The 13025-nt window shown below is 62.4% G+C and carries 13 protein-coding genes; 9 read left to right on the forward strand and 4 right to left on the reverse strand.

Annotated features, from left to right (window positions below; all coding sequences use genetic code 11):
- Positions 1–108 precede the first annotated feature (108 nt).
- The 5 genes from def (at position 109) to BLU37_RS07190 (ending at position 4799) form a co-directional block, all read left to right on the forward strand.
- On the forward strand, positions 109–615 hold the full coding sequence (gene def, locus BLU37_RS07170) for a peptide deformylase (protein ID WP_010447538.1): 507 nt from the start codon (positions 109–111) through the stop codon (positions 613–615).
- A 152-nt stretch (positions 616–767) separates the two neighbouring features.
- Positions 768–1712: a methionyl-tRNA formyltransferase gene (fmt, locus tag BLU37_RS07175; RefSeq protein WP_090203567.1), complete on the forward strand. Its 945-nt coding sequence runs from the start codon at positions 768–770 to the stop codon at positions 1710–1712.
- A complete protein-coding gene (gene rsmB, locus BLU37_RS07180; RefSeq protein WP_090203569.1) occupies positions 1709–3019 on the forward strand; it encodes a 16S rRNA (cytosine(967)-C(5))-methyltransferase RsmB in 1311 nt (436 codons plus the stop codon). Before fmt ends, rsmB begins: the two co-directional genes overlap by 4 nt.
- 38 nt (positions 3020–3057) lie before the next feature.
- Positions 3058–4431, forward strand: a complete 1374-nt coding sequence (gene trkA / locus BLU37_RS07185; protein WP_090203572.1) for a Trk system potassium transporter TrkA — start codon at positions 3058–3060, stop codon at positions 4429–4431.
- 44 nt (positions 4432–4475) lie between these two features.
- Entirely contained in the window at positions 4476–4799 is a 324-nt protein-coding gene (locus BLU37_RS07190) for a tetratricopeptide repeat protein (RefSeq protein ID WP_090203575.1), read from the forward strand.
- Here BLU37_RS07190 and BLU37_RS07195 read toward each other — a convergent pair.
- From BLU37_RS07195 to BLU37_RS07205, 3 genes are all read right to left on the reverse strand, one after another.
- The gene (locus tag BLU37_RS07195; RefSeq protein ID WP_010447547.1) at positions 4786–5031 is read right to left on the reverse strand and encodes a PilZ domain-containing protein; all 246 of its coding nucleotides are present in this window, start codon (positions 5029–5031) and stop codon (positions 4786–4788) included. The genes BLU37_RS07190 and BLU37_RS07195 overlap by 14 nt on opposite strands.
- 71 nt (positions 5032–5102) lie before the next feature.
- The gene (locus tag BLU37_RS07200; RefSeq protein WP_010447549.1) at positions 5103–5990 is read right to left on the reverse strand and encodes a lysophospholipid acyltransferase; all 888 of its coding nucleotides are present in this window, start codon (positions 5988–5990) and stop codon (positions 5103–5105) included.
- Between the two features lie 37 nt (positions 5991–6027).
- Positions 6028–6591, reverse strand: a complete 564-nt coding sequence (locus tag BLU37_RS07205) for a DNA-3-methyladenine glycosylase I (RefSeq protein ID WP_090203578.1) — start codon at positions 6589–6591, stop codon at positions 6028–6030.
- A gap of 82 nt (positions 6592–6673) precedes the next feature.
- Between BLU37_RS07205 and glyQ the strand changes: the two genes are divergently transcribed.
- The 4 genes from glyQ to BLU37_RS07225 all read left to right on the forward strand — a co-directional run bounded on the left by glyQ (position 6674) and on the right by BLU37_RS07225 (position 11078).
- Complete coding sequence (glyQ, locus tag BLU37_RS07210; protein ID WP_019361116.1) at positions 6674–7627, forward strand: glycine--tRNA ligase subunit alpha; 954 nt, start codon at positions 6674–6676, stop codon at positions 7625–7627.
- Positions 7624–9681 carry a glycine--tRNA ligase subunit beta gene (glyS, locus tag BLU37_RS07215; protein WP_010447554.1) on the forward strand — a complete coding sequence of 686 codons (2058 nt, stop codon included), beginning with the start codon at positions 7624–7626 and terminating at the stop codon, positions 9679–9681. The genes glyQ and glyS overlap by 4 nt, the downstream gene beginning before the upstream one ends.
- A gap of 9 nt (positions 9682–9690) precedes the next feature.
- Positions 9691–10224: a D-glycero-beta-D-manno-heptose 1,7-bisphosphate 7-phosphatase gene (gene gmhB, locus BLU37_RS07220; RefSeq protein ID WP_090203580.1), complete on the forward strand. Its 534-nt coding sequence runs from the start codon at positions 9691–9693 to the stop codon at positions 10222–10224.
- A gap of 83 nt (positions 10225–10307) precedes the next feature.
- Positions 10308–11078 (forward strand): lysophospholipid acyltransferase family protein, encoded by a 771-nt coding sequence (locus BLU37_RS07225; protein WP_090203583.1) that lies wholly within the window; start codon positions 10308–10310, stop codon positions 11076–11078.
- A gap of 171 nt (positions 11079–11249) precedes the next feature.
- Here BLU37_RS07225 and BLU37_RS07230 read toward each other — a convergent pair whose 3' ends face one another.
- Positions 11250–12872 (reverse strand): MFS transporter, encoded by a 1623-nt coding sequence (locus BLU37_RS07230; protein ID WP_090203586.1) that lies wholly within the window; start codon positions 12870–12872, stop codon positions 11250–11252.
- Positions 12873–13025: the final 153 nt, after the last annotated feature.

A 13025-nucleotide genomic window follows, 5' to 3' on the forward strand; every position in this document is an offset into this window, starting at 1 on the left:
CCCCCGCGGCTCGCTCCCAGGGAGAACGTTTTACAACGGTAGCCGATCCCGCCGGGATGTTTCGGCAGCCGTCTCTGACTTTACCTCACATGTGCAGCAAATACGCCTATGGCCATTTTAAACATCCTCGAATTTCCAGACCCGCGCCTGCGCACCCTCGCCAAACCCGTGGCCGAGGTGGACGACAAGGTGCGGCAACTGATCGATGACATGTTTGAAACCATGTACGAAGCCCCAGGCATCGGCCTCGCCGCGACCCAGGTCAACGTGCACCAGCGTATCGTGGTCATGGACCTGAGCGAAGATCGCAGCGAACCACGGGTGTTCATCAACCCCGAGTTCGAGGCGTTGACCGAAGAGAAGGACCAGTACCAGGAAGGCTGCCTGTCGGTGCCGGGTTTCTACGAAAACGTCGATCGCCCGACCCGCGTGCGTATCAAGGCGCTGGACCGCGACGGCAAGCCGTTCGAACTGGAAGCCGATGGCCTGCTGGCGGTGTGCATCCAACATGAATGCGATCACCTCAACGGCAAGCTGTTCGTCGATTACCTGTCCACGCTCAAGCGCGACCGGATCAAGAAGAAGCTGGAAAAGCAGCACCGCCAGAACGCCTGATCCCACCACATCCTGTAGGAGCAGGGCTCGCCCGCGAAGCTTTTAGCGGTCTCAAAGGCCCATTCGCGGACAAGTCGGATCGCCGCACCGCACGCCCCTACAGAAAACGGCATTACGACAATGTCCTGTCCTCTCTCAAGCGAGCCCTATCCATGACTGAGCCACTGCGCATCGTCTTTGCCGGCACTCCAGAATTCGCCGCCGAACACCTCAAGGCCCTGCTCGGCAGCCCCCATGAGATCGTTGCGGTCTACACCCAGCCGGACCGTCCGGCAGGGCGTGGGCAGAAGCTGATGCCCAGTCCGGTCAAGCAACTGGCGCTGGAGCACGGCATCGCCGTTCTGCAACCGCCGACCCTGCGCAACACAGAGGCCCAGGCCGAACTGGCGGCGCTCAAGCCGGACCTGATGGTGGTGGTCGCCTACGGCCTGATCCTGCCGCAGGTAGTGCTGGATATCCCGCGCCTGGGCTGCATCAACAGCCACGCCTCGCTGTTGCCGCGCTGGCGCGGTGCGGCGCCGATCCAGCGTGCAGTGGAAGCCGGCGACGCAGAAAGCGGCGTCACCGTGATGCGCATGGAAGCCGGCCTGGACACCGGGCCGATGCTGCTCAAGACCGTCACCCCGATCAGCGCCGAAGACACCGGCGGCAGCCTGCATGACCGCCTGGCCGAACTCGGCCCGCCCGCCGTGCTCCAGGCCATCGCCGGCCTGGCCGATGGCACCCTGGTCGGCGAGGTACAGGACGACAGCCTGGCCACCTACGCCCACAAGCTGAACAAGGACGAGGCGCGCCTTGACTGGCAGCGACCGGCCGTCGAACTGGAGCGGCTGATCCGCGCATTCAATCCGTGGCCGATCTGCCACAGCAGCCTCAACGGCGAAGCCCTGAAAGTGCTGGCTGCCAGCACCGCAGAAGGCCAAGGCCAGCCCGGTGAAATCCTCGCCGCGAGCAAGGACGGCCTGATCGTCGCCACCGGCCACGGCGCGCTGTGCCTGACACGCCTGCAGCTGCCCGGTGGCAAGGCGCTGAACTTCAGCGACCTGTTCAACAGCCGCCGGGAGAAATTCGCCCTCGGTACGGTGCTCGGCCAATGAATCCACGTCTGGCCGCCGCCAAGGCACTGGCCGCCGTACTCAGCGGCAAGGCCTCGCTCAACAGCTCGCTGCCGACGCAACTGGACAAGGTCGAGGCCCGCGATCGCGGCCTGACCCAGGACCTGGCGTTCGGCGCCGCCCGCTGGCAGCCACGGCTGGCGGCGCTGGCGGCCAAGCTGCTGCAGAAACCCTTCAAGGCCGCTGACGCCGATGTCGAGGCGCTGCTGCTGGTGGGCCTCTACCAGTTGCTCTACACCCGCATCCCGGCCCACGCCGCCATCGGCGAGACCGTCGGTTGCGCCGACAAGCTGAAGAAACCCTGGGCCAAGGGCCTGCTCAATGCCGTGCTGCGCCGCGCCCAACGCGAAAGCAGCGAGCTGCTGGCCGAGCTGGAGCGTGATCCGGTGGTACGTACCGCCCACCCGCGTTGGCTGCAGAAGTCGCTGAAAGCCTTTTGGCCAGAGCAGTGGGAAGCCATCTGCGCGGCAAACAATGCCCACCCGCCGATGATCCTGCGGGTAAACCGCCGCCATCACAGTCGCGACGCCTACCTCAAGCTGCTGGCCGATGCCACGGTCGCGGCCCAGCCGTGCAATTACAGCCGTGACGGCATCGTGCTCGACGCAGCCTGCGACGTGCGCGACCTGCCAGGCTTTGCCGAAGGCTGGATCAGCGTCCAGGACGAAGCCGCACAACTGGCTGCCGACCTGCTCGACCTGGCCCCCGGCCAACGGGTGCTGGATGCCTGCTGTGCGCCAGGCGGCAAGACCTGCCATATCCTCGAAGCCCAGCCGCAACTGGCCGGGGTGGTCGCCGTCGACCTGGAGGCCAAGCGTCTGCTGCGCGTGCGCGAGAACCTCGAGCGCCTCGGGCTTGAAGCCGAACTGATCGCCGCCGATGGCCGCGACACCGCCACTTGGTGGGACGGCAAGCCGTTCCAGCGGATCCTGCTCGACGCGCCTTGCTCGGCCACCGGCGTCATCCGTCGCCATCCAGACATCAAGCTGACCCGCCAACCCGACGACATCGCCGCCCTGGCCAGCCTGCAAGGTGAACTGCTGGATGCGATGTGGACCACCCTGGAAGTCGGCGGCATCCTGCTCTACGCCACCTGCTCGACCCTGCCAACGGAAAACACCGAAGTGATCGAGGCCTTCCTGGCCCGCACCTCCGGGGCCCGCGAGCTGGATATTGCCGGCAGCTTCGGCATCAAGCAGCCCCATGGCCGGCAACTGCTGGCGCAGGAAGGCGGCCACGATGGTTTCTACTACGCCAAACTGATCAAGATCGCCGCCGCTCGCGGCTGATCGGCTCGAAACGGAGCGACAGGGATGAAAGCTACCCGATGAAAATCATCATTCTCGGCGCAGGCCAGGTCGGCGGAACGCTGGCCGAACACCTGGCCAGCGAAGCCAACGACATCACCGTGGTCGACACCGATGGCGAACGCCTGCGCAATCTCGGCGACCGCCTGGACATCCGCACCGTACAGGGCCGCGCCTCGTTCCCGACCATCCTGCGCCAAGCCGGCGCGGACGATGCCGACATGCTGGTGGCGGTGACCAACAGCGATGAGACCAACATGGTCGCCTGCCAGGTCGCCCATACCCTGTTCCACACCCCGACCAAGATCGCCCGGGTGCGCGAGTCGGCCTACCTGACCCGCAACGAGTTGTTCGACAACGACGCGATCCCGGTGGACGTGCTGATCAGCCCCGAACAGGTGGTCACCAACTACATCAAGCGTCTGATCGAAACCCCCGGCGCCTTGCAGGTGATCGACTTCGCCGAGGGCAAGGCCCAATTGGTGGCGATCAAGGCCTACTACGGCGGGCCGCTGGTGGGCCAGCAACTGCGTCAGCTGCGCGAACACATGCCCAATGGCGACACCCGAGTGGCGGCGATCTTCCGCCGCGACCGGCCGATCATGCCCCGTGGCGATACGGTGATCGAGGCCGATGACGAGGTATTTTTCATCGCCGCCAAGGCGCATATTCGTGCGGTGATGAGTGAAATGCGTCGGCTCGACGAGAGCAACAAGCGCATCGTCATTGCTGGCGGCGGGCAGATCGGCGAACGTCTGGCCGAAGCGATCGAAAGCCGCTACCAGGTAAAGATCATCGAGATGAACGCGGCCCGTTGCCGGCAGCTGTCCGACACCCTCGACAGCACCGTGGTGCTGCAGGGCAGTGCTTCGGACCGCGACCTGCTGATGGAAGAGAACATCAATGATGCCGACCTGTTCCTCGCACTGACCAACGACGACGAGGCCAACATCATGTCCTCGCTGCTGGCCAAGCGCATGGGCGCGAAGAAGGTCATGACCATCATCAACAACCCGGCCTACGTCGACCTGATCCAGGGCGGCGACATCGATATCGCCATCAGCCCGCAACTGGCGACCATCGGCACCCTGCTCACTCACGTGCGCCGCGGCGATATCGTCAGCGTGCATTCGCTGCGCCGGGGTGCGGCGGAAGCCATCGAGGCGATCGCCCACGGCGACATGAACTCGAGCAAGGTCATCGGCCGGGCCATCGAAAACATCGCCCTGCCGCCAGGGACCACCATTGGTGCGATCATCCGCGACGAGGAAGTGCTGATCGCCCACGACGACACGGTGATCCAGGCCGGCGACCATGTGATTCTGTTCCTTGTGGATAAAAAGCATATCCGCGATGTGGAGAAGCTGTTCCATGTGGGCCTGAGCTTTTTCTGACCACCCTGCTTTCGCCCTTGATCATCGTTAACAGGAGGATCGCAATGCTCGAATCACTGGAAAAGATGCTCGCCAAGGGTGTGGATAACCCGCTGCTGCGCTTCGGCCTGGGCAAGGGTTACCTGGACCTCGGCGACCAGGCTCGTGCCGCCGAGCATCTGCAACGCTGCGTGACCCTCGACCCCAAGTACTCGGCCGCCTGGAAACTGCTGGGCAAGGCCCATCAGGGCGCCGGTGACCTCGCCGCAGCGAAGCAGGCGTGGGAACAGGGCCTGGAGGCCGCCCGCGTCCATGGCGACAAGCAGGCGGAAAAGGAAATGACGGTATTTCTGAAGAAGCTGGAAAAGACCGCACTCAGAGATCAATGAACCGCAGGCCGATGCCTTCGGCGTCGACCCGGACCACTTCCATGCGGATACGCGGCGCGGCGACCGGCAGGTCCTGCACCTGGCCGTAGACCACCGCCCCGGTCGCCAACTGCGACAGCCCGGGGTGTTGCACATACACGCCCTGGCTGGAGAGATTGCGCGTGCGTCCCAGGCATTCACCAATGCTCGGGTGCTGGATCTTGATGCGCAGATAATTCTTGTTTTCGGACATCTTTGCGCCCTGGGAAAATCGCTGTGGATAAATCTTCGAAGATCTTATCCACAGATCGCCAATAAATGGATTCAGTACCAGCGCTGTTCACCCGCCGGCCGCTTCTTGAAGCGCTTCATGCTCCACATGTACTGGCTCGGATAAGCCCGCACATAACGCTCGACCACCCGACTCATGGCCGCCGCCGACACTTCGGTATCGGTGCTGTACATCTCTTGCGGCGCCGCTTCGAGGATCACCTTGAACCCCGACCCGTCGGGCAGGCGCAGCGCATGCAGGAACACCCCGACCGCCTTGCCGCCCGCGAGCATGTTCGGCACGAACTTGCTGGTCAGGGCCGTGGTACCGAGGAACGGCACGAAGATCCCGGCGGATTCGGCCGGTTCCGGGTCGGCGGGGATGCCCACCGAACCACCCTTGCGCACTTCCTTGATGACGCTGAGGATACCTTCCTTGGTCGAAGCCGCTACCCGGTTGCCCAATTGCACCCGTTGCTTGCGCAGCAATTCGTCGACCGCCTTGAGCTTGGGCGGACGGTAGAAAATGATCGGTTTGCATTGGCTGCAGTAGAAGTGATTGAGCACTTCCCAGTTGCCCAGGTGGCTGGTGATACCAACCACACCCTTGCCCGAGGCCAGGGCCTCTTTGAGCACGTCGAGGCCTTCGACTTCGCGCACCAGGTCAATGGAGCGCTGGGCCGGCCAGATCCAGGCACAGGCGCTTTCGGTCAGGGATTTGCCGATATCCTTGAGACTCTCTCCAACCAACTGCTCACGCGCCACCGGATCGAGTTCGGGAAAGCACTTGGCCAGGTTGATCCGCACGACCTCGCGGGAACGGTTGGGCAGCTTCCACATCACCCAGCCGATGGCCGAGCCGACACGCTGCACGGCACGCCAGGGCAGCATCGCAAACAAACGCAATGCCCCCACCAGCATGGCGCCTTTAAACTTTTCCACAGGTCACTCCCGGTGTGCTTGGCTAATCGTCAGCCGGCTATTGTAGCCGCGGTGCGGCCAGCGCGGCATAGCTATCACAATCGGTGGTGTGGTCCATGACCATGCCCGAGGCCTGCATGAAGGCGTAGCAGATGGTCGGACCGACGAAGCCGAAGCCGAGCTTCTTCAGCGCCTTGCTCATGGCCTCGGCCTCGGCGGTGACCGCCGGGACCTCGCTGCGGTTCTTGAAGTGATGGACCTGCGGCGCACCACCGACGAAGGACCAGAGCAGGCTCACCGGATCCTCCAGCGTCAACCAGACGCGGGCGTTGCGCCGGGCCGCTTCGAGCTTCAGGCGGTTGCGCACGATACCGGGATCGAGCAGCAGGTTTTCCAGGTATTCGTCGCTCATGGCGGCGATTTTCTGCACATCGAAACCGAACAGCACCTGGCGATAGTGCTCACGTTTTTTCAGGATCGTGATCCACGAAAGCCCGGCCTGGAACCCTTCGAGCAAAAGCAACTCGAACAATCGCTGCCCATCGCGCAGCGGTACGCCCCACTCCTGATCGTGATAGTCCTTGTACAGGGGATCGTCGTTGCACCAAACGCAGCGTGGCATAAGGCTCCGGGGAGGTGGAGGGGCGACCGAATCGGGTATACTCCCGCCTTTTGAATCGCAGCCCAAGTAACAGGTGAATTTCGTGAGCCAGCCTACGCCAGCCGTGCGTACCTTCCAAGACTTGATTCTCGCCCTCCAGCAGTACTGGGCCGAGCAAGGTTGTGTGGTACTTCAGCCCTACGATATGGAAGTAGGCGCCGGGACTTTTCATACCGCCACGTTCCTGCGCGCCATCGGCCCGGAAACCTGGAACGCCGCCTACGTGCAACCGAGCCGTCGTCCGACTGACGGCCGCTATGGCGAAAACCCGAACCGTCTGCAGCACTACTATCAGTTTCAGGTCGTGCTCAAGCCCAATCCGGAAAACTTCCAGGAACTGTACCTGGGCTCGCTCAAGGCCGTCGGCCTCGACCCGCTGGTACACGACATCCGTTTCGTCGAAGACAACTGGGAATCGCCGACCCTCGGTGCCTGGGGCCTGGGCTGGGAAGTCTGGCTCAACGGCATGGAAGTCACCCAGTTCACCTACTTCCAGCAGGCCGGTGGCATCGAGTGCTACCCGGTCACTGGCGAAATCACCTACGGCCTCGAGCGCCTGGCGATGTACCTGCAGGGCGTGGATTCGGTCTACGACCTGGTCTGGGCCGACGGTCCGTTCGGCAAGGTGACCTATGGCGATGTGTTCCACCAGAACGAAGTGGAGCAATCGACCTACAACTTCGAACATGCCAACGTCGAGAAGCTGTTCGAACTGTTCGACTTCTATGAAAGCGAAGCCAAGCGCCTGATCGAACTGGATCAGCCGCTGCCGTTGCCGAGCTATGAAATGGTCCTCAAGGCCTCGCACACCTTCAACCTGCTGGACGCTCGCCGGGCCATCTCGGTGACCGCGCGCCAACAGTACATCCTGCGTGTGCGCACCCTGGCGCGTTCCGTCGCTCAAGCCTACCTGATGGCCCGTGCCAAGCTGGGCTTCCCGATGGCAACCCCGGACCTGCGTGATGAAGTGTTGGCTAAGTTGGAGGCGGCACAATGAGTGCGCAAGATTTTCTGGTAGAACTGGGCACTGAAGAACTGCCACCCAAGGCCCTCAATACCCTGGCCGAAGCGTTCCTCGCCGGTATCGAGAAAGGCCTGCAAACCGCCGGCCTGAGCTTTGAAGCCAAGCAGGTCTATGCCGCGCCGCGCCGCCTGGCCGTCGTGCTCAAGCAACTGCAGACCCAGCAACCGGACCGCAGCATCAACCTCGATGGCCCGCCACGCCAGGCCGCCTTCGATGCCGAGGGTAATCCGACCCAGGCCGCGCTAGGCTTCGCCAAGAAGTGCGGCGTCGAGTTGAGCGAGATCGACCAGAGCGGGCCGAAGCTGCGCTATAGCCAGAACATCCCGGGCAAGCCGACCGCCAGCCTGCTGCCGACCATCGTCGAAGACTCGCTGAACGACCTGCCGATTCCCAAGCGCATGCGCTGGGCCGCGCGCAAGGAAGAGTTCGTGCGTCCAACCCAGTGGCTGGTGATGCTGCTCGGTGACCAGGTCATCGATTGCACCATCCTCGCCCAGAAAGCCGGTCGCGAATCCCGTGGTCACCGTTTCCACCACCCGGAAAACGTCCGCATCGGCTCGCCAGCCAGCTACCTCGAGGACTTGCGTGCCGCCTATGTGCTGGCCGATGCCAACGAGCGTCGCGAGCTGATCAGCAAGCGCACCACCGAACTGGCGACCCTGCAGGAAGGCACCGCGATCATGCCGCCGGCCCTGCTCGACGAAGTGACCGCCCTGGTCGAATGGCCCGTGCCGCTGGTTTGCTCGTTCGAGGAACGTTTCCTCGACGTGCCTCAGGAAGCGCTGATCACCACCATGCAGGACAACCAGAAGTATTTCTGCCTGCTGGACGTCGATGGCAAGCTGCTGCCGCGCTTCATCACCGTGGCCAACATCGAGAGCAAGGATCCCAAGCAGATCATCGCCGGTAACGAGAAGGTAGTGCGCCCGCGCCTGACCGACGCCGAGTTCTTCTTCAAGCAGGACAAGAAGCAGAAGCTCGCCGACTTCAACCTGCGCCTGCAGAACGTGGTGTTCCAGGAGAAGCTGGGCAGCGTCTACGACAAGGCCGAGCGCGTGTCGAAACTGGCTGCGTTCATCGCCCCGCGTATCGGCGCCGACGCCCAGCGCGCGGCCCGGGCAGGCCTCTTGTCCAAGTGCGACCTGGCGACCGAGATGGTCGGCGAGTTCCCGGAGATGCAAGGCATCGCCGGTTACTACTACGCGCTCAATGATGGAGAGCCGGAAGACGTCGCCCTGGCCCTGAACGAGCAGTACATGCCGCGTGGTGCCGGCGCCGCCGAACTGCCAAGCACCCTGACCGGTGCCGCCGTGGCGATCGCCGACAAGCTCGACACCCTGGTCGGTATCTTCGGTATCGGCATGCTGCCGACCGGCAGCAAGGACCCGTATGCCCTGCGCCGTGCCGCCCTGGGCGTGCTGCGCATCCTGATCGACAAGCAGCTCGACCTCGACCTGATCGAGACCGTGGCCTTCGCGGTCAACGCATTCGGTGCCAAGGTCAAGGCCGCCGGCCTCGCCGAACAGGTGCTGGAGTTCATCTTCGATCGTCTGCGTGCCCGCTATGAAGACGAAGGCGTCGACGTCGCGACCTACCTGTCGGTGCGCGCCCTGAAGCCGGGTTCCGCCCTGGACTTCGACCAGCGTGTGCAGGCGGTGCAGAAGTTCCGCCAGTTGCCGGAAGCGGCTGCCCTGGCGGCGGTGAACAAGCGCGTCTCGAACCTGCTGAGCAAGGCCGAGGGCGGTATCGCGGCCACGGTCGAAGCGAAGTACTTCGACAACGCCAACGAGTTCTCGCTGTACTCGGCGATCCAGCAGGCGGACCAGGCTGTCCAGCCGATGGCCGCCGCCCGTCAGTACAACGAAACGCTGGCACGCCTGGCCGCCCTGCGCGAGCCGGTCGATGCGTTCTTCGAAGCGGTGATGGTCAACGCCGAAGATGCCAACGTGCGGGCCAATCGCTACGCGCTGCTGGCACGCCTGCGTGGCCTGTTCCTGGGCGTCGCCGACATTTCGCTGCTGGGCTGAGGACGCGACTTGAAGCTGCTGATACTCGATCGCGACGGTGTGATAAATCATGACTCCGACGCCTACATCAAGTCGGTGGAGGAGTGGATTCCGCTCCCCGGATCGATCGAAGCCATCGCGCAGTTGAGCAGGGCGGGCTGGACGGTAGCCGTGGCTACCAACCAGTCCGGCATCGCCCGCGGCTACTACGATCTGGCCACGCTGGACGCCATGCACGAGCGCCTGCGCTCGCTGGTGGCGCAACAGGGTGGCGAACTCGGCCTGGTGGTGTATTGCCCCCATGGACCGGACGAAGGCTGCGATTGCCGCAAGCCCAAGCCCGGCATGCTCAGGACCATTGCTGCGCATTACGCTGTCGAGCTGTCTGGGCTATGGTTTGTCGGCGACAGCCTGAGTGACCTGGAAGCCGCCAGCGCCGTCGATTGCCAACCTGTTCTGGTAAAGACCGGCAAGGGCGAGAAGACTGTGGGGAAAAACCTGCCAGTGGGCACGCTGATCTTTGATGATCTGGCTGCCATCGCCGCTGAACTTATCCACAATTAGCGCCTTTCTGACTTCCTGACCAAGGATTGTGCAGGGGTTAACTTATTAACAGGCGGGCAATGCCCGCAACGGTAAATGTCGCCATGTCGATTCTGCAGGCCATCAGAACCTTTTTCTTTTACCTGCTGCTGGGCACCAGTTCCCTGCTGTGGTGCTCACTGAGCTTTTTCATCGCGCCGTTCCTGCCGTTCAAGGCGCGCTATCGTTTCATCAACGTGTACTGGTGCCGCTGCGCCTTGTGGCTGACCAAGGTGTTCCTGAACATCCACGTCGAGGTGAAAGGCGCGGAGAACGTTCCCGAGCGGCCCTGTGTGATTCTGTCGAACCACCAGAGCACCTGGGAGACGTTTTTCCTGTCGGCCTATTTCTCGCCCCTGAGCCAGGTGCTCAAGCGTGAATTGCTCTATGTGCCGTTCTTCGGTTGGGCCATGGCCATGCTGCGACCGATCGCCATCAACCGGGACAACCCGAAGGAAGCGCTCAAGCACGTGGCGAAAAAGGGCGATGAATTGCTCAAGGACAACACCTGGGTGCTGATCTTCCCGGAAGGTACCCGTGTGCCCTACGGCACGGTCGGCAAGTTTTCCCGTGGTGGTACGGCCCTGGCGGTGAACGCCGGGCTACCGGTTTTGCCGATTGCCCACAACGCAGGCAGGTTCTGGCCCAAGTCCGGCTGGGCGAAGAACCCTGGCACTATCACCGTCGTGATCGGTGCCCCGATGTTCGCCGAAGGCACTGGCCCCCGGGCAATTGCCGACCTGAACGAAAGGGCCCAGGCCTGGAACGAGAATACCCAGCGGGAGATGGGCTCACTGCCGCCGGCTGCGGCTGCCGAGGCTCCCAGCACCGCCTGACCAATCTGTGGATAACTTGTGCACAAGATTTTATTTTTTCTCAAAAAAGTCATGTAAGTAGATGATTTAAATACTTATTTTCTTGTATGACTTTCTTATGAAGATCGTGCATAAGTTTTTCGAGTGATAAAAAACCGGCGTTAATGCCGGTTTTTCATGCCTACGAATATCTCAGACCTTGTCGATATCCACATCCCGGGTTTCTTTCAGGCAGAACAGCCCGACGACCAGACTCACCCCGGTGATAAGCACTGGGTACCAGAGGCCGTAGAAGATATCCCCGGTATAGACCACCAGCGCGAAAGACACGGTCGGCAGGAAGCCACCGAACCAGCCGTTGCCGATGTGATAGGGCAGCGACATGGAAGTGTAGCGAATGCGGGTCGGGAACAGTTCGACCATCACCGCCGCCAGCGGACCATAGGTCATGGTGGCGATCAGGATCATCAATACGATCAGCAATACCACCATCGGTTCGTTCACCGAACCGGCGTCAGCCTTGGCAGGATAACCGGCCTGGGTGATCGCCGAGCGCATGGCCGCTTCGTCAAAACCGCTGATCTTTTGCGCGCCCACCGTGACCACCACTTCAGTACCAGGCGCAGCGGATTGGGAACTATAGGGCAGGCCCTGCTTGACCAGGAAGGTCTTGACCTTGTCGCAAGGGCTGTCGAAACGTGCCTTGCCCACCGGGTCGAACTGGAAGGTGCAGCCGGCCGGATCGGCCGTTACCACGATCGGTGCCTGGCGGCTGGCCGCATCGATCTGCGGGTTGGCGTAGTGGCTCAGGGCCTTGAACAACGGAAAGTAGCAGACCGTCGCCAGCAGCAGGCCGATCATCAGGATCGGCTTGCGGCCGATCTTGTCCGAGAGCCAGCCAAACAGGACGAAGAACGGCGCACCGATCACCACGCTGATGATCAGCAAGGTGTTGGCCTGGGCCGGGTCCATCTTGAGCATCTGCGTCATGAAGAACAGCACGTAGAACTGGGCAGTGTAGAAGGTCACCGCCTGTCCGGCGTTGATGCTGAAGAGGGCGGTCAGCACGATTTTCAGGTTCTGCCAGGAGCCGAACGACTCACGGATCGGCGAACGACTCGTCTTGCCCTGGGCCTTCATTTTCACGAAAGCCGGCGATTCATGCATGCTCATGCGGATCCAGGTAGAGATCCCCAGCAGGACGATCGACAGCAGGAACGGCAGGCGCCAGCCCCAGGTTTCGAACTGGTCGCCACTGATATAGCGGCTGGCCAGAACCACCAGCAACGACAGCAGCAGACCGAGGGTCGCGGTGGACTGGATCCAGCCCGTGTGCAAACCACGCTTGCCAGCGGGCGCGTGCTCGGCGACGTAGGTCGCGGCGCCGCCATACTCCCCGCCCAGCGCCAGGCCCTGGAGCATGCGCAGCAGGACCAGGATGATCGGTGCGGCAATGCCGATGCTGGCATAGGTTGGCAGCAGACCGACGGCAAAGGTCGACAGGCCCATCAGGATGATCGTAATGAGGAAGGTGTACTTGCGTCCGATCATGTCCCCCAACCGCCCGAACACCAGCGCACCGAACGGTCGCACCAGGAAGCCGGCAGCGAAGGCCATCAGGGCGAAGATGAACGCGGTGGTGTCGTTGACTCCGGCAAAGAACTGTTTGCTGATCACCGCAGCCAGGGCGCCGTAGAGAAAAAAGTCATACCACTCGAAAACCGTCCCGAGGGATGACGCGAAAATGATCTTGCGTTCTTCTTTGCCGGTGCTCTTGGAGACAGACGCCGACTGTTGCTGGATGTAGTCCGACATAAGTGATGTCCTCGGCCTCGTGGGCCACAGTGATTATTCTTGTTGTTCCACTGTGGATTCCGGCTGACTGCTACCGGAACCCCTGTTTTGCTGTGCTGCTGATCTCCCTTGCACCCGCCATTGGTTTTGAACAGCACAATCCTGTAAGAGCAG

The sequence above is a fragment of the Pseudomonas asplenii genome, from assembly GCF_900105475.1.
GTDB lineage: Bacteria > Pseudomonadota > Gammaproteobacteria > Pseudomonadales > Pseudomonadaceae > Aquipseudomonas > Aquipseudomonas asplenii.

Coding starts and splice junctions, on each gene's coding strand:
- def (WP_010447538.1), top strand. CDS start 109: ATGGCCATTTTAAACATCCTCGAATTTCCAGACCCGCGCCTGCGCACC.
- fmt (WP_090203567.1), top strand. CDS start 768: ATGACTGAGCCACTGCGCATCGTCTTTGCCGGCACTCCAGAATTCGCC.
- rsmB (WP_090203569.1), top strand. CDS start 1,709: ATGAATCCACGTCTGGCCGCCGCCAAGGCACTGGCCGCCGTACTCAGC.
- trkA (WP_090203572.1), top strand. CDS start 3,058: ATGAAAATCATCATTCTCGGCGCAGGCCAGGTCGGCGGAACGCTGGCC.
- BLU37_RS07190 (WP_090203575.1), top strand. CDS start 4,476: ATGCTCGAATCACTGGAAAAGATGCTCGCCAAGGGTGTGGATAACCCG.
- BLU37_RS07195 (WP_010447547.1), bottom strand. CDS start 5,031: ATGTCCGAAAACAAGAATTATCTGCGCATCAAGATCCAGCACCCGAGC.
- BLU37_RS07205 (WP_090203578.1), bottom strand. CDS start 6,591: ATGCCACGCTGCGTTTGGTGCAACGACGATCCCCTGTACAAGGACTAT.
- glyS (WP_010447554.1), top strand. CDS start 7,624: ATGAGTGCGCAAGATTTTCTGGTAGAACTGGGCACTGAAGAACTGCCA.
- BLU37_RS07225 (WP_090203583.1), top strand. CDS start 10,308: ATGTCGATTCTGCAGGCCATCAGAACCTTTTTCTTTTACCTGCTGCTG.
- BLU37_RS07230 (WP_090203586.1), bottom strand. CDS start 12,872: ATGTCGGACTACATCCAGCAACAGTCGGCGTCTGTCTCCAAGAGCACC.